20 protein-coding genes and 1 tRNA gene are annotated in these 25,010 nt (G+C 64.7%); 10 read left to right on the top strand and 11 right to left on the bottom strand.

From position 1 onward, the window contains the following. Positions 1–241: 241 nt before the first annotated feature. The 4 genes from FHR22_RS07950 to hflX all read left to right on the top strand — a co-directional run bounded on the left by FHR22_RS07950 (position 242) and on the right by hflX (position 5,847). Positions 242–2,491 carry a sensor histidine kinase gene (locus FHR22_RS07950; RefSeq protein ID WP_243853613.1) on the top strand — a complete coding sequence of 750 codons (2,250 nt, stop codon included), beginning with the start codon at positions 242–244 and terminating at the stop codon, positions 2,489–2,491. Beyond that, the gene (gene ntrX / locus FHR22_RS07945; RefSeq protein WP_166940929.1) at positions 2,481–3,860 is read left to right on the top strand and encodes a nitrogen assimilation response regulator NtrX; all 1,380 of its coding nucleotides are present in this window, start codon (positions 2,481–2,483) and stop codon (positions 3,858–3,860) included. The genes FHR22_RS07950 and ntrX overlap by 11 nt, the downstream gene beginning before the upstream one ends. 80 nt (positions 3,861–3,940) lie before the next feature. Continuing rightward, positions 3,941–4,495 carry an RNA chaperone Hfq gene (gene hfq / locus FHR22_RS07940; protein WP_166942512.1) on the top strand — a complete coding sequence of 185 codons (555 nt, stop codon included), beginning with the start codon at positions 3,941–3,943 and terminating at the stop codon, positions 4,493–4,495. Between the two features lie 8 nt (positions 4,496–4,503). After that, positions 4,504–5,847: a GTPase HflX gene (hflX, locus tag FHR22_RS07935; protein WP_166940927.1), complete on the top strand. Its 1,344-nt coding sequence runs from the start codon at positions 4,504–4,506 to the stop codon at positions 5,845–5,847. Here the strand turns inward: hflX and mazG are convergent. From mazG to FHR22_RS07885, 10 genes are all read right to left on the bottom strand, one after another. Beyond that, the gene (gene mazG, locus FHR22_RS07930; protein ID WP_166940925.1) at positions 5,825–6,613 is read right to left on the bottom strand and encodes a nucleoside triphosphate pyrophosphohydrolase; all 789 of its coding nucleotides are present in this window, start codon (positions 6,611–6,613) and stop codon (positions 5,825–5,827) included. The two genes, hflX and mazG, sit on opposite strands and share 23 nt — an antisense overlap. Before the next feature lie 60 nt (positions 6,614–6,673). Beyond that, entirely contained in the window at positions 6,674–6,850 is a 177-nt protein-coding gene (locus FHR22_RS07925) for a hypothetical protein (protein WP_166940923.1), read from the bottom strand. Further along, entirely contained in the window at positions 6,847–7,611 is a 765-nt protein-coding gene (locus FHR22_RS07920; protein ID WP_166940921.1) for an MBL fold metallo-hydrolase, read from the bottom strand. Before FHR22_RS07920 ends, FHR22_RS07925 begins: the two co-directional genes overlap by 4 nt. 13 nt (positions 7,612–7,624) lie before the next feature. Then, positions 7,625–8,401, bottom strand: a complete 777-nt coding sequence (locus FHR22_RS07915; RefSeq protein ID WP_166940919.1) for a TatD family hydrolase — start codon at positions 8,399–8,401, stop codon at positions 7,625–7,627. After that, on the bottom strand, positions 8,401–9,984 hold the full coding sequence (metG, locus tag FHR22_RS07910; protein ID WP_166940917.1) for a methionine--tRNA ligase: 1,584 nt from the start codon (positions 9,982–9,984) through the stop codon (positions 8,401–8,403). The genes FHR22_RS07915 and metG overlap by 1 nt, the downstream gene beginning before the upstream one ends. Before the next feature lie 366 nt (positions 9,985–10,350). Further along, positions 10,351–11,319 (bottom strand): DNA polymerase III subunit delta', encoded by a 969-nt coding sequence (locus tag FHR22_RS07905; RefSeq protein WP_243853612.1) that lies wholly within the window; start codon positions 11,317–11,319, stop codon positions 10,351–10,353. Beyond that, a complete protein-coding gene (tmk, locus tag FHR22_RS07900; RefSeq protein WP_166942509.1) occupies positions 11,316–11,945 on the bottom strand; it encodes a dTMP kinase in 630 nt (209 codons plus the stop codon). Before tmk ends, FHR22_RS07905 begins: the two co-directional genes overlap by 4 nt. Further along, a complete protein-coding gene (locus FHR22_RS07895; RefSeq protein WP_243853611.1) occupies positions 11,939–13,153 on the bottom strand; it encodes a D-alanyl-D-alanine carboxypeptidase family protein in 1,215 nt (404 codons plus the stop codon). The genes tmk and FHR22_RS07895 overlap by 7 nt, the downstream gene beginning before the upstream one ends. 17 nt (positions 13,154–13,170) lie before the next feature. After that, the gene (locus tag FHR22_RS07890; RefSeq protein WP_243853610.1) at positions 13,171–14,145 is read right to left on the bottom strand and encodes a septal ring lytic transglycosylase RlpA family protein; all 975 of its coding nucleotides are present in this window, start codon (positions 14,143–14,145) and stop codon (positions 13,171–13,173) included. Positions 14,146–14,158: 13 nt separating this feature from the next. After that, a complete protein-coding gene (locus FHR22_RS07885; RefSeq protein WP_166942502.1) occupies positions 14,159–15,169 on the bottom strand; it encodes a lytic murein transglycosylase in 1,011 nt (336 codons plus the stop codon). Positions 15,170–15,367: 198 nt separating this feature from the next. Between FHR22_RS07885 and FHR22_RS07880 the strand changes: the two genes are divergently transcribed. Together FHR22_RS07880 and FHR22_RS07875 are read left to right on the top strand one after the other, a co-directional pair. After that, positions 15,368–15,457 (top strand) — tRNA-Ser (locus FHR22_RS07880). Between the two features lie 282 nt (positions 15,458–15,739). After that, on the top strand, positions 15,740–16,393 hold the full coding sequence (locus tag FHR22_RS07875) for a glutathione S-transferase family protein (RefSeq protein WP_166940911.1): 654 nt from the start codon (positions 15,740–15,742) through the stop codon (positions 16,391–16,393). On the opposite strand, the gene FHR22_RS07870 is transcribed toward FHR22_RS07875, so the two are convergent. Next, positions 16,388–17,101, bottom strand: coding sequence for a 2OG-Fe(II) oxygenase (locus FHR22_RS07870; protein WP_425057444.1), 714 nt, complete (start codon positions 17,099–17,101; stop codon positions 16,388–16,390). The two genes, FHR22_RS07875 and FHR22_RS07870, sit on opposite strands and share 6 nt — an antisense overlap. A gap of 434 nt (positions 17,102–17,535) precedes the next feature. On the opposite strand from FHR22_RS07870, the gene FHR22_RS07865 reads away from it, so the two are divergent. From FHR22_RS07865 to FHR22_RS07850, 4 genes are all read left to right on the top strand, one after another. Continuing rightward, complete coding sequence (locus tag FHR22_RS07865; protein ID WP_166940907.1) at positions 17,536–20,754, top strand: autotransporter outer membrane beta-barrel domain-containing protein; 3,219 nt, start codon at positions 17,536–17,538, stop codon at positions 20,752–20,754. Between the two features lie 267 nt (positions 20,755–21,021). Continuing rightward, positions 21,022–21,543, top strand: a complete 522-nt coding sequence (locus tag FHR22_RS07860) for an RNA polymerase sigma factor (protein ID WP_166940905.1) — start codon at positions 21,022–21,024, stop codon at positions 21,541–21,543. After that, the gene (locus FHR22_RS07855; RefSeq protein ID WP_166940903.1) at positions 21,533–22,462 is read left to right on the top strand and encodes a FecR family protein; all 930 of its coding nucleotides are present in this window, start codon (positions 21,533–21,535) and stop codon (positions 22,460–22,462) included. The genes FHR22_RS07860 and FHR22_RS07855 overlap by 11 nt, the downstream gene beginning before the upstream one ends. A 2-nt stretch (positions 22,463–22,464) precedes the next feature. Further along, complete coding sequence (locus tag FHR22_RS07850) at positions 22,465–24,927, top strand: TonB-dependent receptor (RefSeq protein ID WP_166942498.1); 2,463 nt, start codon at positions 22,465–22,467, stop codon at positions 24,925–24,927. Positions 24,928–25,010 lie beyond the last annotated feature (83 nt).

Below are 25,010 nucleotides of genomic sequence, written 5' to 3'. Positions count from 1 at the left end.
TCCCGGATGACGACATTGAGGGCGAGCAGCGGCCGGCTCCCCACCGCTGCACCGCAGCGGTGATCATGTCCGCCACCCACCCCCAAAACAGCCTGTGACGTCATTTCAGCCTGCATAATCACCCAAAAATCGGCCCAGCCGAGGATTGCGCGCACTTTGTGTGTTTTCTATGCAACAGGTTTGTCGTAACGAAGCAACAATGGCGCAACTCGCTCCCTCCGCCAATGACATCGATTCCGGCATGGAAGAAGGTCGCGCGGACGGCTGGCAATTCGCCGCGCCCGAATATTACACTCTCGGTATCATGATCAGCGTCGCGATCGCGACCTATATCTTCGTCACCGGCGACTCTCAGAGCCAGCGTCTGCTCACCCCTGCGATCGTTGCGGCGATCATGGTCGCCAACCTCGTGCCGGCGATGGCGCTGATCGTGCTGATCGGCAGCCGCGTCGCGCGGGCGCGGGCGGTCCGCTCGATGGCCGGGGGCAACGGCCGTCTTCACGTCCGCCTTGTTGCGCTTTTTTCGCTGATCGCGGCCGCCCCGACTTTGCTGGTGGTGATCTTTGCGTCGCTGCTGTTCCAGTTCGGCGTCGATTTCTGGTTTTCGGGCAAGTCGCGCGGCATGTTCGAAAACGCCGCCAATCTTGCCGAGGGCTATTACCGGGAAAATCAGCGCGAGGTTGGCGCCAATGCCTTTGCCATGGCCGGGGATCTCGGTGGATATCTGCAAAAGGCCCCGATCAACGGGCCCGACTTTTCTTCCTATTATTTTCAACAAGTGGTCGTCCGCAGCCTTAATCAATCGGCGATCATCGAAATCGGCCCTGACGGCATAGCGCGCACCGCCACAGCCGTCGCGCCGGATGATCGGGCACCCGATGAACTTGTAACGCCAGCGGTTATCCGCCGGCTCAACGCGGGCGAAGAAGTTGTCGTGACGCGCCAGCGCGATCGGATCGAAGCCACCGCCCGGCTTCCCGGATCGAACAGCGCCTATGTTTACGCATCGCGCGATTTCAACGTTCCGGGTTTCTCGCAATCGGTGCGCGCGGGGAATGTCCTCGCCGATTACAATGCGCTGTTCAAACGCTCGCAGCTGCTGCAGTTGCAGTTCAACGGCGCGCTCTACCTCGGGTCGTTGTTGCTGCTTGCGCTTGCGGTGATCGCGGCGATCGTCGTTGCCGACCGCATCGTGCGACCGCTCGGGACGCTGATCGGTGCGACGCGCACTGCCGCGGGCGGCGACCTGTCGGTGCGTGTGACGCCGCAGGCGCGCGACGACGAAATTTCAGTGCTGACGCGCGCTTTCAACCGGATGACCGAGCAGCTTGAGGGCCAGACCGGGGCGCTGGTCAGCGTCAACGAGCAGCTCGAGGCACGCCGCAGCTTCATCGAGGCGGTGCTCAGCGGGGTGTCATCGGCGGTTATTTCGGTCGATACCGACCACCGCATCCTGCTTGCCAACGCGGCGGCCGAGCGGCTGATCTGCCGATCGACCAATTGCCTGACCGGAAGCCAGCTCGCCGATGTCGCGCCCGAACTCGCCGATCTGCTCACCGGTACCGAACGCGAGGCGATCGTGCAGCTTGCGCGCAAGGATGCCGAGCCTGCCACGCTGGCGGCAAAGGCTGTGGAGCAGGGCGACGGCTTCGTTATCAGTTTCGAAGATATCACGCAGCAACTGCTCGACCAGCGCCGTGCTGCCTGGTCCGACGTCGCGCGGCGCATTGCGCACGAAATCAAGAACCCGCTCACCCCGATCCAGCTCGCCGCCGAACGGCTCCAGCGCCGCTTCGGCGACAAGGTGGAGGGGGATCAGGCGACCTTCCGCAAGCTCACCGACACCGTCATCCGCCAGGTCCATGACATGCGGCGCATGGTCGACGAATTTTCCAGCTTCGCGCGCATGCCCAAGCCGACCTTCGGGGTTGAGGATATCCGCGATATCCTGCGCCAGGCAGTATTTTTGTTCGAGGTCGCCAAGCCCGATATCGCTTTCACCGTCGAAACCCCGAACGGCATCGAACCGTTGGTCTGTGATCGCCGCCTACTGTCGCAGGCGCTTACCAACATCGTTAAAAATGCGGTCGAGGCGATTGAAGAGACCACAAAAAATTCGCAGGCCTCATCCGCGGGCCATATTCATGCGAAGCTCGACCAAGGAAAGGGGGGCGAGATTCTGATCAGCATCTCCGACAACGGGATCGGGCTGCCCGAGGCACGCGATACGATTGCCGAGCCGTATATGACAACGCGGCAGGGCGGCACCGGGCTCGGTCTCGCCATCGTCAAGAAGATCGTCGAGCAACATTATGGTGAACTCGACTTCGCGGACAATCCCGAAGGAAAGGGCACCCGCGTGACGATGACATTGCATCCCGACCGGCTGCGCGCGTTGGCGGGTAAGGGTGGCCAGGGAACGACGGGGCAGGCGGAATCGGTTCCGGGACGCATAAGGCACCGGCAGGACAGAGAAGAACATGGCGCTTGATATTCTGATCGTCGACGATGAGCGCGACATTTGCGACCTGGTCGCCGGCGTCATGGAAGACGAAGGCTATGACGCCCGGACGGCGTCGGATAGCGACGCTGCGCTTGAGGCAATTCGCCAGCGCCGGCCTTCGCTGGCGCTGATCGACGTCTGGCTGCAAGGATCGCGCCTCGACGGGTTGGGCCTGGTCGAAGCGATCAAGGCGTTTGATCCGACGCTACCGATCATCGTCATTTCGGGCCATGGCGGGATCGATACTGCGGTAGCGGCGATCCGTCGCGGTGCGTTCGATTTCATCGAAAAGCCGTTCGAGGCCGAACGCTTGCTTCATCTCGTCGCGCGCGCGACCGAAAATGAGCGGCTGAAATTTGAATATGAGCAGCTTCGCGAAAAAGCAGGCCCCGCCGATGAACTCACCGGCACAAGCGCGGCGATCAACAATGTTCGCGCCACATTGAAACGTGTGGCAGGGACGGGGAGCCGCGTGCTCATCACCGGGGCGCCCGGGGTTGGCAAGGAGGTCGCCTCCCGCGTGCTGCACGGCTGGAGCGGGCGGCAGAATGCGCCGTTTCGTGTCATTTCTTCGGCGCGCATGGATCCCGAAACTGTCGAGATCGAACTCTTCGGCTCCGAATCCGACGACGGCGCGATCCGCGTCGGATTGCTCGAGCAGGCGCATGGCGGAACCTTGTTCCTCGACGAGGTCGCCGACATGCCGTTGACGACGCAGGGCAAGATCCTGCGCGTTCTGACCGACCAGAGCTTTACCCGGGTGGGCGGGCGGACGATGATCCGCGTCGATGTCCGGATCATTTCGGGCTCGGCGCGCGACCTGACGGTCGAAATCGCCGAAAACCGGTTTCGCGAGGATCTTTATTACCGCCTCAATGTCGTGCCGGTCCATATACCGCCGCTTCGCGAGCGCCGCGATGATATCGCCAGCCTCTGCGATCATTTCGTCCGCCGTTACGCAGCCGATCGCCGCGTCCAGCCGCCAGAGATCAGCGCGGAAGCGATGGCGGCGCTACAGGCGCACGAATGGCCGGGCAATGTCCGCGAACTGCGCAACGTTATCGAGCGCGTGATGATTCTCGCGCCGAGCGACCGGTTGGCCCGAATCGATGCCGATATGTTGCCGGCCGAACTGGTCCGGGGCGGTGCCGACATTTTGCCGAACAGCGAATCGATCACGGCTATCCCGCTGAAGGAAGCGCGCGAGAATTTCGAACGCGAATATCTGCGGATCCAGATCAACCGTTTTTCGGGCAATATCTCCCGCACCGCAACCTTCATCGGGATGGAGCGTTCGGCATTGCACCGCAAGTTGAAGCTGTTGGGATTAACCGATAATAACGATAGCGATGGTTAGCAGGCGCCTTGGGGCTTTGCCCCGGACACGGGGCACGCTATGCCGCATATTGCGCGTGCGAAGAAGGTCAAAGATGCCGGCTGTGCCGACATCGCACCCGCGGGTTATACCGCCAAGAACAGGAGGCCAATGTGTCCGATAAGAATCAGAATCTCCAGGATATTTTCCTTAATGCCCTGCGCCGCAGCAAGACACCGGTCACCATGTTTCTGGTGAAAGGCGTCAAGCTTCAGGGAATCATCACCTGGTTCGACAATTTTTCACTTCTTCTCCGTCGCGACGGCCAGTCGCAGCTTGTCTACAAGCATGCGATTTCCACCGTGATGCCGTCGCACGACTTCGACCTGTCGCTGCTCGGTGACAATCTTCGCGATGCGCCGGCCAGCAAGGGCAAGGCATTGCAGGATGTTTTCCTGAATGCAGTCCGCCGTTCGGACGAATCGGTGACGATGTTCCTCGTCAACGGCGTGATGCTGCAGGGCGACATCGTCGCCTTCGATCTCTTTTGCATGCTGCTCGAACGCGAGCGTCAGGTGCAGCTGGTCTACAAGCACGCGATCTCGACCGTACAGCCGAATGGCCCGATCAACCTGACCGACAGCGGCGAGGCCGACGGTGAAGCGGACGACGCCTGATCGACCCAATGACCGACAATGAAGACGAGGTCACGCGCGGCGCCGCCGCGCTGATCGTCGTGCCCGAATGGCATAGCCAGCGCCTGTCGCGCGACCTCGATGCGCGCGCCGAGGAGGCGAGGGGGCTGGCGCTGGCGATCGGGCTCGACGTCGTTTCGGTGCATATGCTTCGCTTGCGCCAGACGCGGGCGGCGACACTGCTGGGTGTCGGGCAGATCGAGGCCATCACCCCCGACATTGCTGCTCACGGGGTGCAACTGGTGGTCGTCGATGCGTCGCTGACCGCAATCCAGCAGCGCAATCTTGAAACCGCCTTCGGAACCAAGGTCATCGACCGGACCGGGCTGATTCTCGAAATCTTCGGCGAGCGTGCCGCGACGGCCGAGGGGCGGATGCAGGTTGAACTTGCGCATCTCGACTATCAGGCAGGGCGGCTGGTGCGCAGCTGGACCCACCTCGAACGCCAGCGCGGCGGCTTCGGCTTCCTCGGCGGCCCCGGCGAAACGCAGATCGAGGCCGACCGCCGCATGATCCGCAACCGCATGGCGCGTATTCGCCGCAGCCTGGAGGATGCGCGCCGCACCCGCCAGCTTCAGCGCTCGAAGCGGCAGCGGGCACCGTGGCCCGTGATCGCGCTCGTTGGCTATACCAATGCAGGTAAATCGACTTTTTTCAACTGCTTGACGGGCAGTTCCGTCATGGCGGAGGATATGCTTTTCGCGACTTTGGACCCGACGATGCGCGAAATTTCCTTGCCTGGCATCGACAAGGCGATCCTGTCCGACACCGTGGGTTTCGTGTCCGACCTGCCGACCCAGCTGGTCGCGGCCTTCCGCGCGACGCTCGAGGAAGTGACCACCGCCGACCTGATCGTCCATGTCCGCGACATCGTCCATCCCGATAGCGACGCGCAATATGACGACGTCCGCGCGATCCTCGACTCGCTCGGCGTCAACGGGCCGCAGGATGGGGAAGGGGGCAAGGAGATCCCCGACACCGTGCCGCAGATCGAAATCTGGAACAAGATCGACACCGCCGACGCCGACCGGCGCGCGCAGATCGAGGAGATGGCGGCGCGGCGCTCCGACGTCGCGCTGATTTCCGCCGCAACCGGCGAGGGCGTGGAGGCAGCCCGCATTCTCATGGCATCGCAGATCACCGCGCGCCACGAAACGCAACGTATCTTCCTGGCATTCGACCAGGGCGAGGCGATGGCGTGGCTGCACGCGCGCGGCGAGGTGCTGAGCGACGAGGTCGACGGCGAGGGCCATATCCTCACCGTGCGGCTCGATCCCGCCGACACGGCGCGTTTCGAACGGCTGTGGCCGGTCAGGCGCGCTCCGACGCCTTGACCGCTTGCCAATGATCCTCCTGCGCGTCGAGGGTCAGGCCCGCCAATGACCCGCCGGCGCGATCTTCCATGGCGGCAAAGCGCCGCGCGAATTTGACGTTCGCGTCGCGCAGCGCGCCTTCGGCATCGACGTCCAATTTGCGGGCATAGTTGACCACCGCAAACAGCAGGTCGCCGATTTCTTCGTGACGCGCTGCGTCGTCGGGCGCACTGGCAACTTCGGCGAGTTCTTCGGCGATCTTGTCCTTTGGACCCTCGGTATCGGGCCAGGCGAACCCGACCCGCGCGGCCCGCGCTTGCAGTTTCTGCGCGCGAAGCAGCGCCGGGAGCGACACCGCCACGCCGGCCAAGGCGCCTTGCGGCCCGTCGGCCGTGCGCTCGGTCGCCTTGATCTGTTCCCATTGCAGACGCACGTCATCCGTCTGTCCGTTACCGAAGATATGCGGATGGCGGCGTTCCATCTTGTCGCTGATCGCGGTCGCGACGTCGTCGAAGCCGAACAGGCCGTCGTCGGTGGCGATCTGGCTGTGAAAGACGACCTGGAGCAACAGATCGCCAAGTTCGTCGCAGATTGCGGCGGGGTCGCCGCCCGCGATGGCGTCGGCAACCTCATAGGCTTCCTCGATCGTATAAGGCGCGATCGTCGAGAAATCCTGCGCCAGATCCCATTCGCAGCCGCCGTCAGGATTGCGCAGTTGACGCATGATCGCAAGCAGACGATCGATGGGGGCAGAAACGACAGGGGATCGGCGCACGGGCTCGGTCATCTAATTATCCGATAATATATATTATGTTAAATCGATATAGGGAAGCGAGCCCCCCTCATGTCATGCCACGAGCTGGTAGGTTCGGATCACCAGGAACACGAGCGCGAAGATCGCCAGCCACGCCAGCCCCATTTTTAGCCAGTCGGCCAATTTGAGTTGGCGCGCGACGAGCGCGCTGACGACCAGGGTCAGCGCCATCGCGAACCACAGCATGTCGGCGCCGGTTTCCATCGTCATAGCTGCACCTCCAGCCCGTCATAACCCGGCTCGACCCCCGGCGGCAACTCGCCCGCCAGATCGTCGTAATCCATCGTATTATCCATATGCGTGATGATCGCCCGCGGATTGCCGACCTTGGCCAGACCCTCGAGCGACATTTGCAGATGCGGATGCGTCGGATGCGGATAGCGCCGCAAGGCGTCGATCACGAACAGGTCGACGCCCTGGAAAAAGTCGACCATCTCGTCGGTAAACTTCGAAAAATCCGTGGCATAGGCAATCTTGTGCGCACCATCGCTGAAGATCAGGCCGGTCGCCTTGATCGGCCCGTGCGGCATTTCGATTGCCGACACCTCGATCGGTCCGATCGATTGATGATCCATCAGGTCGATCGGATCGACCGACGCCGGATACCCGGCATTGCCGGCAAAGGCGTAGGTGAAGCGCCATTTCAATATGTCGAGCACATGGTCGCGCGCATAGGCCGGCACTGCCGACCGGCGCAAATGCATGATCTGGCGCAAGTCGTCGAGCCCGTGGCAATGGTCGGCGTGCTCATGCGTCCAGATCACCGCATTGACCTCTCCGACATGGGCGTCGAGCAGCTGCAGCCGCATGTCGGGACTGGTATCGACGAGCAACCGGAAGCCGCCAAGCGAGATCAGGATCGAGGCGCGGCTGCGCTGGTTACGCGGGTTGTCGGGATCGCACTGCCCCCAGTCGTTGCCGATCCGCGGCACGCCCGACGACGTCCCGCAGCCAAGGATCCGAAGTTTCATAAAATGCGTGACGTCATGGTGCGGCCTTGTTGAAAAGCGCGTAGAAATTGGCGCTTGTCGCGACTGCCAGCGCCCCCGGATCCTCGTCGCGCAACGCCGCGAGATAGGCCAGCGTATCGGCGACGAACGCCGGCTCGCCGGTCTTGCCGCGGTGCGGCACGGGGGCAAGGAAGGGGGAGTCGGTTTCGATCAGCAGCCGGTCCTGCGGCAGCCATTTCGCGGTCGCCTGAAGGTCGGCGGCGTTCTTGAAGGTCACGATCCCCGATATCGAGATATAGAGGCCGAGATCGAGCGCCTTCCGGGCAAAATCGTCGCTCGCGGTGAAGCAATGGATGACAGCGGGAAACGTCGCCCGGCCCATTTCCTCGCCGAGCACCGCCAGCGTGTCGGCTTCGGCATCGCGTGTGTGGATGATCACCGGCAGCCCGGTCTGCTGTGAGGCATGGATATGGCGGCGGAAGCTGTCCTGCTGCCGCTGCCGATCGCTCTTGTCGTAATAATAATCGAGCCCGGTCTCACCGATGCCGATGACGCGCGGATGCGCCGCGCGTTCGACCAGCTTGGCGGTATCGACATCGGGATGATGGTCGGCGTCGTGCGGATGAATACCGACGCTGGCCCAGACGTCGTCGTTCGCCTCGGCCGCCGCGAGCACATCGTCCCATTCGCTTTCGCGCGTCGCGATGTTGAGCATCGCGGTGACGCCTCTTTCCCGCGCACGCGCCAGCACCTCGCCCTGTTGCTCGGCAAGCCCCTTGTAATTGAGGTGGCAGTGCGAATCGACGAGCATTATGCCTCCCCTTCCCCTTCTCCCTCAGGCACTTCGAGGCGGGGAAAGATCGGCACGGGCTGGCCGACAGCAAAGCCGCTCGCGGCGAGCTCCGCGAACCATGACGGATCGGAAAGCGCCGCAAAATCGCGCGCATCTTCGGCGATGCCCATCTGGCCGAGCAATTTGTCGGCCGCCGCCGGGACGACAGGCCGGATCGCGATGGCGAGCGTGCGGACGGCCTGGAACAATGTCATCAACACCGCGCGCATCCGTTCGGGATCACTCTTGCGCAGGGCCCAGGGCGCCTGCGTATCGACATATTGGTTACAGGCGAACACCGCGCGCAGCCAATCCTCGATCCCGACCGAGAAAGCGAGTTCCTCGAATGCGTTCGGGAGGCCTTCGCCCGCCATTTTATTCACCTCGCCAAGCAGGTCGACGTCATCTTGTCCAGGGGTATAGTCGGCCGAAAGCTTGCCATCCAAATTCTTGAAAATCATCGACAAGCTACGCTGGGCAAGGTTGCCGAAGCTGTTCGCCAGATCGGCGTTGGCGGCGCGAACGATTGCTTCGGCCGAATAGGTGCCGTCCTGCCCGAAGCTGACTTCGCGAAGCAGATAATAGCGCAGCGCATCGACGCCGAACTGATCGGCGAGCGCCATCGGATCGACGACATTGCCGAGCGATTTCGACATCTTCTCGCCGCGGTTGAGCAGAAAGCCGTGGCCGAAGACCTGTTTGGGCAGCGGCAGATTCGCACTCATCAGGAAGGCCGGCCAGTAAACTGTATGAAAACGAACGATATCCTTGCCGATCATATGGATGTTCGCTGGCCAGAATGTGCCGAAATCGCTGGCGGGGTCGGGATAGCCGAGCCCCGAGAGATAGGTGGTCAACGCATCGACCCACACATACATCACATGGCCGGGTGAACCCGGAACCGGCACACCCCAGTCAAAACTGGTGCGCGAGACGCTGAGATCCTTGAGCCCGCCCTCGACGAAGCGCAGCACTTCATTGCGCCGGCTGTCGGGGCGGATGAAATCGGGCTGATCGTTGTAGAGCGCGAGCAGCTTGTCCTGATATTTCGAGAGGCGGAAGAACCAGCTTTCCTCGACCGTCCATTCGACGGGGGTGCCTTGCGGCGAGAGGCGGGTGCCCCCTTCCCCGTCGGTCAGTTCGCTTTCGTCGTAAAACGCTTCGTCGCGGATCGAATACCAGCCTTCGTACCGATCAAGATACAGATCGCCATTGGCCTCCATCGCGCGCCAGATCGCTTGCGATGCGGCGTGATGCGCGGCGTCGGACGTGCGCATGAAATTGTCGTAGCTGATATTCAGCTTGGCATACATCTCACGGAAATATCCCGACATTTCGTTCGCAAGGTCGATCGTTTCACGGCCCTGGTCGCGTGCCGTCTGAAACATCTTCAGCCCATGTTCGTCGGTGCCGGTGATCAACCGCACGTCGCGGCCGCGCGCGCGCTGGAACCGCGCCATGACATCGGTCGCGATCGCTTCATAGGCGTGGCCGATATGCGGGCGCCCATTGGGGTAGCTGATCGCGGTCGTGATATAAAAGGGTGCGGTGTTTTCAGACATGGCCGCGCCTTAGCCGGTGGAGCGCGGAAGGGGAAGCATCGTCGATGTCGGTATTGGGGTGGGAAGCGGCCGTTCGTCCTGCCCACTGTGTACCCCGGCGAATGCCGGGGTCCAGGGCGGTACCACGCGGCGCCGGCTCTCCAGCGCTCTGGACCCCGGCATTCGCCGGGGTACACGCTTGATGCGGCAGAAATCGGCCCCTCCTTGCCTTCCCGTCCGTCACCCCGGGCTTGACCCGGGATCCCGCTTTTTTTGAAGGCACCAGCGGTTTTCGGCGTCAAGCGGGACCCCGGATCAAGTCCGGGGTGACGATAACTCGAATGTCCGCAACCGGCCGGATGGCGGCCATCAGCATCGCCGCGAACATCATCGCGGCGGCGGCGCCAGTTCGGCGAGGCAGTTGCCGATCTCGAACCCGACCATCGCGCCGTCATAGGATCCGCGCACCGCGTCGCGTACCGTGCGCTGCACCCGATCCCATTGCGCGAGCACCGGCGCGATCTCGGCCACCGGGCGCTCGCGGGCTAGCCGGGCGAGCAGGCCCGGAACGATATCGATCACCAGTTCGAGCCGTGCGCGGTTGCTCGTTCCCGCGACCTCGCGCGCGAGCGCCTCGCGAAGCCGGTTGCCGGGATCGCCGCTCGCCGCAATGGCGAGCAGTTTTTTTTCCATGACAGCGACATCGCTGTCGATCAGCGCGATGGCCTTGCCGGGCACGCCGCCTGCCGCGGCGACGATCGCGCGCACTTCGGCCATGTCGAGCATCGGGCGCAGGTCGTGCAGCCACGACGTCATGACGTCACTAGCAACGGGTTGAAAACGAAGCGTTCTGCACCGCGACCGGATCGTCGGCAGCAGTCGGCCGGGCGAATGGCTGATCAGCAGGAACAGCGTCTTGGCGGGCGGTTCCTCGAGCGTCTTGAGCAGCGCGTTCGCGCCGTCGGTCTCCAGATCGTCGACCGCGTCGACGATGATGACCCGCCAATCGCCGAGCGAAAGCGACAGGTGCAGGCGGCGGATCATCTGCCGCACCTGATCGATCGTGATGTTGCGCGCGAGGTCCTTGCTCTTGTCCTTCGGCTGGCGCGTCAGCGACAGGATTTCCGGATGGTTGCCGGCATCGACGAGCCGCGCTGCGGCGCCGTCGCCGGGGTCATCGAGCGTGACGGACGCCCCGTCGCCGCCACGGCCGTGCGTGACCAGGAAGCGGGCTACGCGCGCAGCAAAGGCGCCCTTCCCCATCCCCTGTGGTCCGGCGAGCAGCCAGGCGTGATGGAGGCGCCCGCCCGACCAGGCCTCAAGAAAGGCGCTCTCCGCATCCTGATGGCCGATCATGGCAGCCATCCGGCGAGTTCGGCAAGGATCGCCGCGGTGACCGCATCGGCGGGCGCGTCGGCGTCGATCACGCGCCAGCGGCCCGGTTCGCCCGCCGCCATTTCAGCAAAGCGCGCGGCGAGGCGCGCCTGGTAGTCGGCGGGTTTGCTTCCCATGCGATCGGTGCCCGCCGCGTCGCGCAGCGACAGGCGGCGTGCCGCCTCGGCCGGACTGACGGTGAGCAGGAAGGTCCGGTCGGGAAGCAGCCCCAGCGAACCAAAGCCGTGGAGCGCCATGATTTCGGCATCGGTGATCCCGCCACCGCCGCCTTGATAGGCGCGCGACGAATCGACGAAACGGTCGCACAGCACCCAGGCGCCGCGTGCAAGCGCGGGACGGATCGCCCGCCCGACATGGTCGGCGCGCGCTGCGGCGAACAGCAACGCTTCGCTGCGCGCATCCCAGCGGTCATCGCTACCCTCCATCAGGAGATTGCGGATCGCTTCGGCCCCGGCGCTGCCGCCGGGTTCGCGCGTGACGACGCTTTCGACGCCGCGTTCGGCGAGCGCGGCGGCGAGCGCGCGAAGCTGGGTCGATTTGCCGACCCCCTCGCCGCCCTCGAGCGAAATGAACCGTCCGCTCACCAGCCCGTCAGCCGGTAAAAGCCGGTGCGCGTCCGCGCCCACCAGCCACCCTCGCGAACGTCGGCGGCGGCGAGCAACGGCGTCGTCTGTGGCGGCAGGCCGTCTGGCGTGACGATCAGGTCGGCGATGGGCGTGCCGCGCACGACCGGCGCGGCGAGCGGCGCCCGCGTGCGCATCACGGCGCGATAGCCGCCGGCATAGCCCTTCGGCACCGTCATCCGGACCGCGATCCCCGCCTCGGTCGCGACCGCGGGCGCGGCGCCTTTCCCGACATCGATGGGACCAAGACTGGCGCCTGCCGGAATGAGCTCGCGCCCTTCCCATTCATCGAAACCCCAGCGCATCAGTCGTTCTGCCTCGTCGCGCCGCGCCTTTTCGCTGCCCATCCCCGCGACGACCATGATCAGCCGCCGTCCGCCGCGCTTCGCCGAACCGAGGAAACAATAGCCGGCCTCGGCGGTGTGGCCGGTCTTGAGCCCGTCGGCGCCGGCGAAGCGGCCGAGGATCGGGTTGCGGTTGCGCTGGACGATCGGCTTGCCATCGGGCGACGTGCCGTGCTCGAGCTTCGGGATCGAGAAATAGCGCGCATAGGCGTCGGGATGGTCGCGGATCAGGCGGTCGGCGAGCGTGATGAGATCGGCGGCGCTGACCTTGGTCACCCCGCCGTCGGGCCAGCCGTTCGGCGTCCCGAATCGACTCGAATCCATACCAATATGGGCCGCTATAGCATTCATCCGTTTGACAAAAGCTTCTTCGCTGCCGTCGATGCCAACCGCAAGGACCGCGGCGGCGTCGTTGCCCGAAACGGTGATGAGGCCCTTCAGCAATTCATCGACCGAAACCTTCTCGCGCGGACGCAGGAACATCGTCGAGCCGCCGGTGCTGCCATTCCATTTCTTCCATGTTGCTTCATCGACGGTGAATTGCTTGTCGCGCGACAATTCGCCCTTCCTGATCAGGTCGAGCACCACATAGGCGGTCATCACCTTTGCCATCGAGGCGGGGGCGAAACGCTTGTCGGCACCGCGCGAAAACAGGATCGCGCCCGAATCGAGGTCCTTGAGCATCACGATCGGCGCCTGGGTAACATAGAGCGGGCGGCTGACCGGCGCGGGCGCGGACTTGCGATCCGCCGAGGCAGCGGGGAGCGCGGTCACCAGCGATATCATCGCGAGCGCCGCGATGCTGCCGCCCCGTCTGATGCCAGCCATTCGCATGCGCCGGCGGGTCACCGGTCGCGAAGGACCACTGCGTCGCCGAATCCCTTTGCTTTCGCCTTGGCGAGCGCGGCCTTTGCCTCGGCATCGTTGCCGAAGGGCATGCGGACCTGCCAGAGGTTGCCGGCCTTGACGACGGTTCCGCCAAGCGACTTGGCGGTTGCCGCGGCGCGGCTCTGGTTGCTGAAGGTCGCAACCTTCACATAGCCGCCGACGGTGATCTGAGCGGGCTTGGCGGCGGGCGCCGCGGGCTTGGTTACAGGCTTTGCGGCAGGTTTCGCCACCGGCTTCTTCGCACCCGGCCCCTCGACGATGAAGCGATCGCCTCCGGCGGGCTGCGCTACAGGGGACGAAGCATTTGGTGCGGCGGGTAGCGGCTTTACCGTGCCCGCCGGCGAAGCGCCCGCCGGCACGGGCACGCCCTTGAGCTTGTTGCGCAGGATCATCAGCAGCGAATCGGGAGTGGCGATCCGGTCAGGCACCGCCCCGCCGCCGCGCAGCTGCGCACGTTCGGACGCCGGCGGGTTGGTACGGCGGACGCGGACGGCCGCCGCTCCGCCGCCGGTGATCCCGAGCTGCTCGGCGGCGCCGCGTGACAGGTCGATCAGCCGGTCATTGACCATTGGCCCGCGATCGTTGACCCGCACCAGGATCGTCCGCCCGGTGTCGAGCGCCGTCACCTCGACATAGCTCGGCAGCGGCAGCGTCTTGTGCGCGGCGGTGATCGCCGATGGATCAAAGCTTTCGCCGCTCGCCGTGGCTTGCCCGGCGAGTTCATCGCCGTACCAGCCGGCATAGCCGACATCGTCATAATCGGGGATATCGGCAGGCGTATAGGTCGTGCCGCCGATGGTGAAGGGCGCCCCCAGCTTTGCCGGCCCGTCGACGTCCGCCGCCGAAACCGGCGCGGCGCCCGTTACGGGGCGACTGTCGCCCTTGCCACCGAAACTACCGCATCCGCTGAGCAGCAACGCCGCTCCTGCCATCAGGCCCCCGCCCCTAACGATCGATTTCATCCGCCAGTAACCCCACAGAAAGCGCGTAAAAGTTGGAACAATTATAGTCGAGTATCGCACGATAATTGCCCGTCAGCAAATAGGCGGTGTTGCCCGGGCCATCGGGTTCGAGCAACGTCGCCTGCACCTGCCCGTCGGGCCAGCGGCCGCTGAGCGGCTGGAAGCCATCGGCGCGCCATTCGGCCATACTGCGCCAGCGGCTGTAGCGCGCAAAAACGCGCGGGCAGCGTGTCGGCTGGAGGCGGGTTGCGAAACGATTCCGGTCGAAACCGCCCGGAACGCGCACCGCGACACCCCACGGCTGCCCCGCGCGCCAGCCGGCGCGGCGCAGATAGGCGCCGATCGATTCGATCGCATCGGCTTCGCTCGACCAGATGCGGGCGACGCCATCGCCATCGCCGTCCTCGGCGACCTGAAGATAAACCGACGGCAGGAATTGCGGATAACCGAAAGCCCCCGCCCAACTGCCCTTCAGCACACTGCGCGGCACGCCCTTTTCGACCATCTCCAGCGTCGCGAGGAATTCGGGTTCGAACAGGCTGCGGCGGCGGCCTTCATAGGCGAGCGTCGCCAGCGCCTCGGGCAGGTCGAAATTGCCCGTGACCTTGCCATAGGCGGTTTCATGCCCGAAGATCGCGATCATGATGCTCGTCGGCACCCCGGTACGCTGCTCGATCCGTGACAGGAGCGGCAGCAGCCGGTCGTGAACGCTGCGCCCGCCGCCGATGCGTGCGGCATCGACATGCTTCGCCTTATATGGCGCAAAGGCCGGGATCGGCGTGTTGGGATTGGGCGGTGCGCCCAGATTGTCGCGGTCGAGCGCCACGACGCGCGCATTATAGCTGAGCCCCGCCGTCACCCGGTCAAAGGTCGCGCGCGAAACCCCGCGCGCCTGCGCCTTTGGCCACAGCGACTGGACATAGGTTGTAAAGCCTGCGTCGCTGGCCTGCGCGTGAAGCGGCGCCGACGCGGTGAGCGCCCAGGTCGACAACATGGTGGCTGCCAGCTTGAAAAGGCGTGCGATTTTGAAACGATTGGCGTGCATGACATCCCCACCCATAGGCAATGTCTGGCACATATGCGAGCGCCTTGACCAGCCCGCGACGAGACGGGCCGAGTCATTCGCGCGCCGGGCCGATCTCATCAGGTTTTGCTTGCCGATGGCCCTTCACACGCTATGGCGGCGGACGCCGGACAGGTGGCCGAGTGGTTTAAGGCAGCGGTCTTGAAAACCGCCGTGGGTGCAAGCTCACCGTGGGTTCGAATCCCACCCTGTCCGCCAGATGATGACGACGGCCGGCATTGGGGTGGGGAGCGGGCGTCGCTTTCTACAGCTTCGTCATCCGCGGAGGAGACCCGTGGCTCTTCCGCCTTGACCCGGGATCCCGCTTTTTTGAGGATAGCGCAGGTTTCGACATCCAGCGGGACCCCGGATCAAGTCCGGGGTGACGATGGACGGGACGGCAGCTTCCGGCCGATAGCTGTCGTCGCATCGATACCACCGGAACCTCCGCTCGCCCTGACGATTATTGCAGATCCGAACCTGTAGGAAAGGCTTGCCGCGATGAGCGAACTGACGATCTGGACCTATGACTGGGTGCCCGAAGGGCCGCGCGGTTTCGTGCGCGATCTCAGGCTGCGGTGGGCGTGTGAAGAGGCCGGTCTGGCCTATGCGGTTCGGACGGTGCCGTTCGATGGCCGCGAAACCAACCATCTTGCTCAACAGCCGTTCGGCCAGGTCCCGTTCCTGCGCGACGGAGGCGTGGACCTGTTCGAAAGCGGCGCGGGGTTGCTGTATCTGGCGCGGAAAAGCGAGAAGCTGATGCCGCACGACCCGGCGGGCGAGGCCGAGGTGCTGCAGTGGACGATCGCTGCGCTCAACTCGATCGAGATGGTCAGCGTACCGTGGTGGTTCCTGAAGATATGCGGCGATCCCGATAACGGCCTGCGCGGATGGATGGGGCAACGGCTCGACCAGCTCGAAACGATATTCGGCGATCGCGAATGGCTCGCCGCCGGCCGTTTCACCGTGGCTGATCTGCTGATGGCGGATGTGCTCCGGGTTTCGGACGTTCGCTCGTTCGGCGATCGTCCGGCGACCGAAGCCTATGTTGCGCGCATCACCGGCCGGCCGGCGTTCAAAAAGGCCCGCGCCGACCAGATCGACCATTTCCGGGCGGCGGACAAGGACAGGCCGCAGTCTCCGCTTTCGTCATGAGGCGTCGTGAAAGATCACGCCGAGTGTAAACCGTTCGCCGCCGCGAATTTCGCTGACGCCATGGCGTAACTTGACCCGATATGGCCCGCGCGTTCCGATCCGCAGCGCCTCGTTGACCGCGAAGATGACCGCGTCCCCCTGCCGCAGCGGCACGACATGCGCGCGCGATTGCATGCGCGGGCGCTGTTCGGTGAGGATGAATTCGCCGCCATCATACTCTGCACCAGCTTCGGAAAGTAACACCGCTATCTGAAACGGAAAATGCACCGCACCGTAGAGGTCCTGGTGCAAGCAATTATAGTCGCCGGCGCCATAACGGAGCAAAAGCGGCGTCGGGCGCCCCTGCCCTTCGCGATGACAGATATCGAGAAACGCGTCATGGCTATCGGGAAAGCGCATCGCCTGCCCCAGCGTCTCGGACCAGCGGTTCGCGATTTTCGAGAGCGGCGGATAAAATGCCTCGCGCAACGCCGCGACGATATCGGGCAGCGGATAGCGATAATAGCGATAGGCTCCGCGGCCGAAACCGTGCCGCTGCATGACGACCGTGGTGCGATATAGGTCATCCTGATCATAGGCGTTACGCAGCGCGACACAGGTCTCGGGGTTGAGCAGGCGCGGCACGATGTGCCAGCCCTTTTCGTCCAGACTGCCGGGATCGAGCGCGGCGGCGCGGTGGCGGAAATCGTGGGTTTCGGTCGTCCTGATCACGATTATGCGGGTCTTTCCTGGCTGATGGACCATTGGCGGACGGGGTATGGGATTCCAGGGCGATGGCGGCTTTGGGGTGGAGAGCGGACGTTCCCACGCCGACTAAATACCGTCGCCCCCGCGAAGGCGGGGGCCGTTGGCAGCCTTGCTTAAGTCCGATAGCGGCCCCCGCCTTCGCGAGGGCGACGGTTATCTGGCTGGTGTCCGCTACCGGCCGAAACCGGCCGTCCATCATGTTCCCCGATCGATACAACCGCCTCCTTCCGTTCGCGACCTTCTCGCTCCGCGACCAGCCCTGAGGCACCCCGTTTCTTGCGCCCGAATTGCGGTTCGAATGCAAAGATGAATTATTTTTCAAGGCTACAGCGCCGCGTCTCCGTCTTGTGATTGTCCCGGGAGGACATCCCGATCGCGATCATAAGAGGAACTCAATGCGCAAGATCTTGCTAGCGTCCACCTGCCTGGCCGCCATGTCGACCACCCCCGCCCTGGCCGAAACGGTGATCGGCAATGCACAGACCGGCCCCATTCGGACCTCGACGGTCAAGGGCGGGACGGCGCCCGACGATATGAAGCTTGCCTCCTCGGGATCGATCAAGCCGACCAGCGGCACCGCGGTGACCATCGACAGCAATAACAAGGTGGTCAACGAAGGCACAATCCAGATCACCAATGCGGACAATGCGACCGGTATTTACGCCAATGCGGGGGTGACGAGTTCGATCAACAATGCCGCGTCGGGCAAGATCATCATCGATGAAACCTATGCCCCGACCGATATCGACAAGGACGGCGACATCGACGGCCCCTTTGCAGTCGGCAGCAACCGCGTCGGCATCGCGACCGGCGGCGCTTTCACCGGCAATATCACCAACAGCGGCACGGTCACGGTCAAGGGCAATGATTCCGCGGGCATCCGCCTGGGCGGTCCGCTGACCGGCGATTTCGTCAACAACGGCACCGTCCAGGTCCTTGGCGACCGCGCGCTCGGTATCGGACTGCAGGATGTGAGCGGCAATGTTCGCCTTGCCGGCGAGATCAGCGGCACCGGCGTCGATGCAATGGCCGTCCGGCTTGCCGGGAATATCTCGGGCGCGCTCGTCGTGCAGGGCAATCTGACGGCCACCGGCTACCGTATGGTCAATCCGCCGTCCGATCCGTCGAAGCTCGACGCCGACGACCTGCTGATCGGCGGCCCCGCGCTCTCGATCGAAGGCAATGTGGCGGGCGGCATCGTTCTGGCCGTTCCGCCCAAGGACAATAGCTCGACCGACAATGACGAAGACAAGGACGGCATCGAAGATTCGAAGGAAGGCACCGCTTCGGTGCGCTCCTTCGGTTCCGCCGCCGCCATCCGCATCGGTTCGGCGACGCAAAGCGTCACGATCGGCCCGGTCGCAGGCACCGGTACCGGTCTTGGCCTGATCATCGACGGTTCGGTGCTCGGGAATGGTGTTTATACCAGCAAGGACGGCAACGCCATTCAGGTCGGCGGGCTCGGCGGCGCGGTGACGATCGCCGGCGGCATCGGCATCGGCGGTTCGGGCAGTGTTGCGGCGCAGTCGAAGGACACCGCCGCGACCGCAATCCGCATCGGCAATGGCGCGACCACCCCCGAAATCCGCAACGCGGGCAAGATCGATGCGACGACCGGCGGCAATGCCGCGAATTCGATCGCGACCGCCGTGATCATCGATGCCGGCGGCGATGTTTCGCTGATCCGCAACAGCGGCACGATCGCAGCGAAGACCGGTGGCGACAACGGCACGGCGCGGGCCATCGTCGACTTGTCGGGCAAGGTTGCGACCGTCGAAAACAGCGGCGCGATCAGCGCGACGGGGGCGGCGGCTTCGTCGGACCGCAATATTGCGATCGACCTGTCCGCGAATGGCAGCGGCGCGACGGTCAAGCAGACCGCGGTCGCATCGGGCGTCACTGCGCCGAGCATCGTCGGCGACGTCCGTTTCGGCGGCGGCAACGACGTCTTCGACATCGCCGACGGATCGATGAAGGGCGACACCTTCTTCGGCGCTGGCTCCAACCGGCTCGCGCTGTCGGGCGACGCGACCTACGACGGCACCGCGCAGTTCGGCAGCGGCGCCGACACGATGACGCTGGCCGGCACGGCGAAGTTCGGCGGGGTCGCCGATTTCGGCGGCGGCGCCGATACGCTCAGCATCGGCGGCACGTCGGTCTTCTCGGGCCGCCTTCTGAATTCGCAAGGGCTTGGCGTTACCGTCAGCGGCGGCACGTTCGACGTCGTCGGCGCGACGACCATCTCGTCGTTGTCGGTCACCGACAAGGGCATTTTGGGCGTCACGCTCGACAACGGCAACAGCGGCACCGCGATCCAGGTAACGGGCAACGCCAGCTTTGGCGCTGAATCGAAGCTCGCGCTCAAGCTGACGAGCATCGAGAATGCCGAAGGCAAGCACATCGTGCTGGCCGCGGGCTCGCTGAGCGGCGCGAGCAACCTCACCACGTCGCAGACACTCCTCCCCTTCCTCTACAAGGGCACGCTGACGTCGAACGCCACGCAGCTGATCGTCGACGTGTCGCGCAAGAGCACGAGCGAACTCGGGCTCAACCGCTCGGAAGCAAGCGCGTTCAATGCGGTCGTCGACGCGCTGGGCGGCGACGAGAAGGTCGAGGACGTGTTCCTCGACATCACCGACGGCAATCAGTTCCGCGGCCAGCTCCAGCAGATGCTGCCCGAGCATGAAGGCGGCGTTTTCGAAACCGTCACCTCGGGCTCGCGCGCGCTGGCGCGCCACCTTCAGGATCCCAACGCGCCGTATCAGGACCAGGGCAAATGGGGCTATTGGATCAACCAGGCCGTCTGGGGCACGTCGAAGAGCCTCGGCAACACCGCCAGCTATGACGTCAGCGGCTGGGGCATTTCGATGGGCGCCGAAATCGAGAGCGACGCCGGCAACTTCGGCGGCTCCATCGCTTATCTCAAGGGCAAGGACGGCAACGGCAGCAACGACAATGAAGTCAGCACCAGCCAGTTCGAAGGCGCGCTGCACTGGCGCTTGCGTTCGGACCGCCTGATGGCCAACGCCCGCATTTCGGGCGCGCCGGTCAAGATGAAGGGCACGCGCATCTTCCGCGCCGAAGCGGGCGCCGAGGATATCGAAAAGACGATCCGCGGCAAATGGGACGGCACCTTGTGGTCGGCATCGGGCTCGGTCGCCTATGACGCGGTAACCGGCGGCGGTTTCTCGATCCGCCCGGTCGTCGCGGTCGATTATTACAAGCTCACCGAAAAGGGATATCAGGAAACCGGCGGCGGGGATTCGCTCGACCTCAAGGTGCTTGGCCGCGACAGCGACGAGCTTGCGGTGTCGGGCACCGTGGCGCTGGGCATGGATTTCGGCGGCACCGATGAATATGACGGCTGGACGCGCTTCGAAATCGAAGGCGGCCGCCGCCAGATCGTCGGCGGGTCGCTCGGCGCGACCACCGCATCGTTCAAGGACGGCACCCCCTTCACCCTCGTCCCCGACGATCGCACCAGCGGCTGGGTCGGCCGGATCCGCGGTATCGCGGGCAATTCCGCCTTCCAGGTCGGTGGTGAATTCTCCGCAGAGGAACAGCAGAGCCACATGGGCTGGGCGTTCCGTGCCAGCTTGCGAGTCGGTCTCTAAGCCCCCCGGGGCCGACTTTGCCGCAAGGGGGAAGCACCCCTCCTACCCTCGCTTCCCCCTTGCCATGGCACCTTTGGAATGAAGAAATCGATGTTTGCATATGCCGCCCTTCCCTCCCGTATCCCGCCGCCCGCGGGCCTGTTCGGTCGCGCGCCGCAGTTGCGCGACCGGGCGATGACGCTATATGACGGCGTCATCGGGGGGCCGGGCGGCGCGCGGTCAAGCGGCGCCGGACAGCGACAAACGGCATTCCAGACAAAGCGATCGATGACAGAGGCGAATGAACGAAGCGACGCCGGACAGGGTATCGAAGGCGTATTGCTCGCCAACCGGGACCGGATTGTCCGTTTCCTGCACCTTCGCGGTGCGGGCGACGCGGCCGAGGACCTGTTCCAGGACCTGTGGATGCGCCTGACCGATCGCCGCACCGGGCCGATCGCCGATCCGCTGTCCTATGTGATGCGCGCGGCGAACAATCTGATGCTCGACCGCTATCGCTCGACGCAGCGGAGCGATATCCGCGACAAGGCGTGGGGCGAAAGCGCCGCCTTGCCCAAACCTTCGGCCGAAACATTGCTCATCTCGCGCGAGCAGCTCGCGCTCGCCGAACGGGCGATTACCGCCACCGGCGAGCGTCCGGCGCGGATTTTCCGCCGTTTCCGCATCGATGGTATCAGTCAGCGCGATATCGCCGGCGAAATGGGGGTCAGCCTGAGCACCGTCGAGGCTGATCTGCGCAAAGTCTATGCGGTGCTGGCCGACGTCCGGAGGCAGTTCGATGCCAGCTGACGCGCGCACCATCGCCGAAACCCGCGCCATCGACTGGCTGATCCGCCAGCGCGACCCCGGCTTTGCCGATTGGGACGGCTTCGCCGACTGGCTCGCCGCAGACGCGAGCCATGCCGAAATCTACGACATGATCGCCAGCCTCGATCACGACCTCGATGCGCTGCCGAAAACCGCGGCGCCGGTCATTCGCCCCGAAACAATCCGGCGTCCGTCGCGCCGGGCGTGGTTCGGCGGTGCGATCGCCGCGGCGCTGGTCGGCGTCGTCAGCCTGTCGGGCCTTGGTCTCTTCGGCGACACGAACCGCATCGAAACCGCAGCAGGCGAACATCGAACGGTCAAGCTGGCCGATGGATCGCGGATCGAGATCAACGGCGCGTCGGTCATCGAACTCGACGAGGATCGTCCGCGCTTTGCCCGCCTCGCGTCGGGGGAGGCGATGTTCCACGTCGTCCACCGCGACGACGATCCGTTCGTCGTCGAAGCGGGCGCGTCGAAGATCGTCGACCTCGGCACCGCGTTCAACGTCGTGCGGCGGAACCGCGCGACATCGGTCGCGGTTTCCGAAGGTATCGTCGTCTACAATCCCGGCAAGGACGATGTTCGCATGACCGCGGGCAAGGCGATCGACGCACGCGATGACGACAAGGCGCCGCCCGCGGTTCGCGATGTCGATGCGGGTAGCGTCGGCGGCTGGCGAACCGGCCTTCTCGTCTATAATGGCGCACCGCTCTCGGTCGTGGCCGAGGATCTGCAGCGCACCGCGGGATTGAAGATTAGCGTTGCGCCGGAAGCGGCTGGCGTGTCTTTTCGCGGCGCGCTCGTCGTCGACAAGAACCGCGCGCGGACAGTCGCCGACCTTGCCGCACTGTCCGGAACGACGGCTCAGCGGCAGGGCGATGGCTGGGTGCTGAAACGTTGACGATGGCGCGCGCCTTTCCTCTCGCCCTTCCCCTCACCCTTGCAGCGGTGCTGGCGAGCCTTCCGGCGCAGGCGATCGCGGCAGAGGAGCGCGCCTTCGACGTGCCGAGCGGAAGCCTTTCGGGCACGCTGCCGATCCTCAGCCGGCAGGCGGGGGTCAGCATCAGCGTCGTCGACGCAGGGCTTTGGCAATCGCGCGTCAAGCCGGTGCGCGGGCGGATGAGCATCGAAAAGGCGATCAGGCGGATGCTCCAGGGGTCGGATGCGCGGATCGTCCGCGTCAGCACGACGAGCTGGCGGATCGAGCGCCGCCCGCCGCCGCGGAAGGTCGCACGGCGCGCGACTTCCCCGCCGCCGCCTGCCCCGCCGCCGAGAGCGCGGGCGCCCGACAACCTTGTCGCCGGTCCCGAAGACGAGATCATCGTCACCGCCTCGAAGACCGACATTCCCTACGCAGATTATGCGGGCGTCGCCACCGTTCTCGATGGCGACGATTTGGCGTTCGGCGGCGAGCGCGGGATGGATTCGATCCTCTCGCGCATGGCCACCGTCTCCTCGACCCATCTGGGTTCGGGGCGCAACAAGCTGTTTATTCGCGGCATCGCCGATTCGAGTTTCACCGGCCCGACACAGGCGACCGTCGGCCAATATCTCGGCGACATTCGCCTCAGCTATAACGCGCCCGATCCCGACCTTCGCCTCTATGACATCAAGAATGTGGAGATTCTCGAAGGGCCGCAGGGCACACTCTACGGCGCCGGATCGCTCGGCGGGATCATCCGCGTCGTACCCACGCCGCCGAACCCCGACCAACAGTCCGTACAGGCGATCGCGGGCGTGTCGCTGACCCAGCATGGCGACCCTGGCGGCGATCTGGGCGCGATCGCCAACGTGCCGCTGGGCGGCAATGGCCATGCGCTTCGCCTCGTCGGCTATATGCTGAGCGACGGCGGCTACATCGACAATCCGTTGCGCGGCCAGAATGACGTCAACCGCGTCAACGTCTATGGCGGGCGCGGCACGCTGCGGCTCAACGCGGGCGACGACTGGACGGTCGACCTTGGCGGCGTCTATCAGTCGATCACCTCGAAGGACGCCCAATATGCGGACAAGGATGCGCCGCCGCTGATCCGCAACTCGTTGGTCGAACAAAATGCGCGGGCGCGCTATGGCCTTGGCACCATCGTCGTCATGAAGGACTGGGACGGACTGCATTTCCGCTCATCGAACGCCTTCATCAGTCATCGCCTGTTCGAGCGCTTCGATGCGACGAAGCCGGGCGATCCGCCGCGCATTCTCGACCAGCATAATGCAACGCGCATGTTCGTCAGCGAAACGCGGCTGTCGCGCCCGTTTCACGATGGTTTCGGCTGGGTGATCGGTGCCAGCTTTCTCGACAATCGCACCCGCCAAAGCCGCGAGCTGGGCGACGCGCTGGTCCAGGAACCGCTGGTCGGCGTCGCCAACCGGATCACCGAATTCACCGGCTATGGCGAAACGACGCTGGAGATACTTCCGGGCCTGATCGCCGCGGGCGGCTTGCGCCTGTCGCACGCACGCCTCGGCGGGGCCGGCGAGGACGTCCCGCTCGATGTCGCGTTCGAAGGCCGCGCGGTCACGGCGCACCGGACCGAGACCGACCTGTTGCCATCCTTCTCGCTCCTCGCGTCACCCTCGCGCGATCTCACCGTCTATGTCCGCTATCAGGAGGGCTTCCGCCCCGGCGGGCTCGCGGTTTCCAACAATTTCGTCCGCCGTTTCCGCAACGATCAGGTCCAGACCTGGGAAGGCGGCATCCGGTTCGGTGAAAAGGGCCGCACGCCGTTCGACGCCAGTATCGCCGTGTCGCACAGCCGCTGGCGCGACATCCAGGCCGACTTCATCGATTCCAATGGTTTCCCGACCACCGCCAATATCGGCGATGGCCGCATCACCAGCATCACCGGCGCCTTTGCGGTGCGGCCGACGTCGGAACTGTCGCTCGAATTGGGCGGGGTTTACAATCACAGCCGGGTCACCGAACTGTTCGACGGCGAATTGCGCACGATTGCCTATGCGGCGACCGCTGACGGAAACAATGGCGGAGTACCGATCACAACGGGGGTCTTGCTGGGCCGGCTGGGACAGATTCCGAACGTCGCGCGCTATGCGGTCCGCGGATCGTTCAACTATGCCCGGCCGATCGGCGACGAGGATTTCCGGCTTAACGGCTGGGCCAATTATGTCGGCCCGTCGCGGCTCGGTATCGGTCCGATCCTGGGCGAGGGTCAGGGCAAATATCTCGACACCGGCCTTGCCGCGCGGCTCGGCAACGAACGGCGCGGGCTGTCGCTGACCGTCACCAACCTCTTCGATTCGCGCGGCAACCGCTTCGCGCTCGGCACGCCTTTTGTTGAGGGCAGCGCCGGCTTCCTGACCCCGCTGCGGCCGCGTACGCTGCGGGTGGCGATCGATATCGCCTATTGATGCGCGTGGCGCGGGTGGCTGTATTGGGGTGGGGAGCCGCCATTCGCTAACCATCCATAACCGTCGCCCCCGCGAAGGGGGGC

This window comes from Sphingopyxis panaciterrae, assembly GCF_011762125.1.
Classification (GTDB): Bacteria; Pseudomonadota; Alphaproteobacteria; order Sphingomonadales; family Sphingomonadaceae; genus Sphingopyxis; species Sphingopyxis panaciterrae.
Note: the sequence above shows the minus strand (reverse complement) of the source record. Positions and strands in the feature narration are given on the sequence as shown.

Excerpts from the sequence above, each read along its gene's own strand:
- FHR22_RS07950 (WP_243853613.1), top strand. The coding sequence starts at position 242 with ATGGAAGAAGGTCGCGCGGACGGCTGGCAATTCGCCGCGCCCGAATAT.
- ntrX (WP_166940929.1), top strand. The coding sequence starts at position 2,481 with ATGGCGCTTGATATTCTGATCGTCGACGATGAGCGCGACATTTGCGAC.
- hflX (WP_166940927.1), top strand. The coding sequence starts at position 4,504 with ATGACCGACAATGAAGACGAGGTCACGCGCGGCGCCGCCGCGCTGATC.
- mazG (WP_166940925.1), bottom strand. The coding sequence starts at position 6,613 with ATGACCGAGCCCGTGCGCCGATCCCCTGTCGTTTCTGCCCCCATCGAT.
- FHR22_RS07925 (WP_166940923.1), bottom strand. The coding sequence starts at position 6,850 with ATGACGATGGAAACCGGCGCCGACATGCTGTGGTTCGCGATGGCGCTG.
- FHR22_RS07920 (WP_166940921.1), bottom strand. The coding sequence starts at position 7,611 with ATGAAACTTCGGATCCTTGGCTGCGGGACGTCGTCGGGCGTGCCGCGG.
- FHR22_RS07915 (WP_166940919.1), bottom strand. The coding sequence starts at position 8,401 with ATGCTCGTCGATTCGCACTGCCACCTCAATTACAAGGGGCTTGCCGAG.
- metG (WP_166940917.1), bottom strand. The coding sequence starts at position 9,984 with ATGTCTGAAAACACCGCACCCTTTTATATCACGACCGCGATCAGCTAC.
- FHR22_RS07905 (WP_243853612.1), bottom strand. The coding sequence starts at position 11,319 with ATGATCGGCCATCAGGATGCGGAGAGCGCCTTTCTTGAGGCCTGGTCG.
- FHR22_RS07895 (WP_243853611.1), bottom strand. The coding sequence starts at position 13,153 with ATGGCTGGCATCAGACGGGGCGGCAGCATCGCGGCGCTCGCGATGATA.
- FHR22_RS07890 (WP_243853610.1), bottom strand. The coding sequence starts at position 14,145 with ATGGCAGGAGCGGCGTTGCTGCTCAGCGGATGCGGTAGTTTCGGTGGC.
- FHR22_RS07885 (WP_166942502.1), bottom strand. The coding sequence starts at position 15,169 with ATGTTGTCGACCTGGGCGCTCACCGCGTCGGCGCCGCTTCACGCGCAG.
- FHR22_RS07875 (WP_166940911.1), top strand. The coding sequence starts at position 15,740 with ATGAGCGAACTGACGATCTGGACCTATGACTGGGTGCCCGAAGGGCCG.
- FHR22_RS07865 (WP_166940907.1), top strand. The coding sequence starts at position 17,536 with ATGCGCAAGATCTTGCTAGCGTCCACCTGCCTGGCCGCCATGTCGACC.
- FHR22_RS07860 (WP_166940905.1), top strand. The coding sequence starts at position 21,022 with ATGACAGAGGCGAATGAACGAAGCGACGCCGGACAGGGTATCGAAGGC.
- FHR22_RS07855 (WP_166940903.1), top strand. The coding sequence starts at position 21,533 with ATGCCAGCTGACGCGCGCACCATCGCCGAAACCCGCGCCATCGACTGG.
- FHR22_RS07850 (WP_166942498.1), top strand. The coding sequence starts at position 22,465 with ATGGCGCGCGCCTTTCCTCTCGCCCTTCCCCTCACCCTTGCAGCGGTG.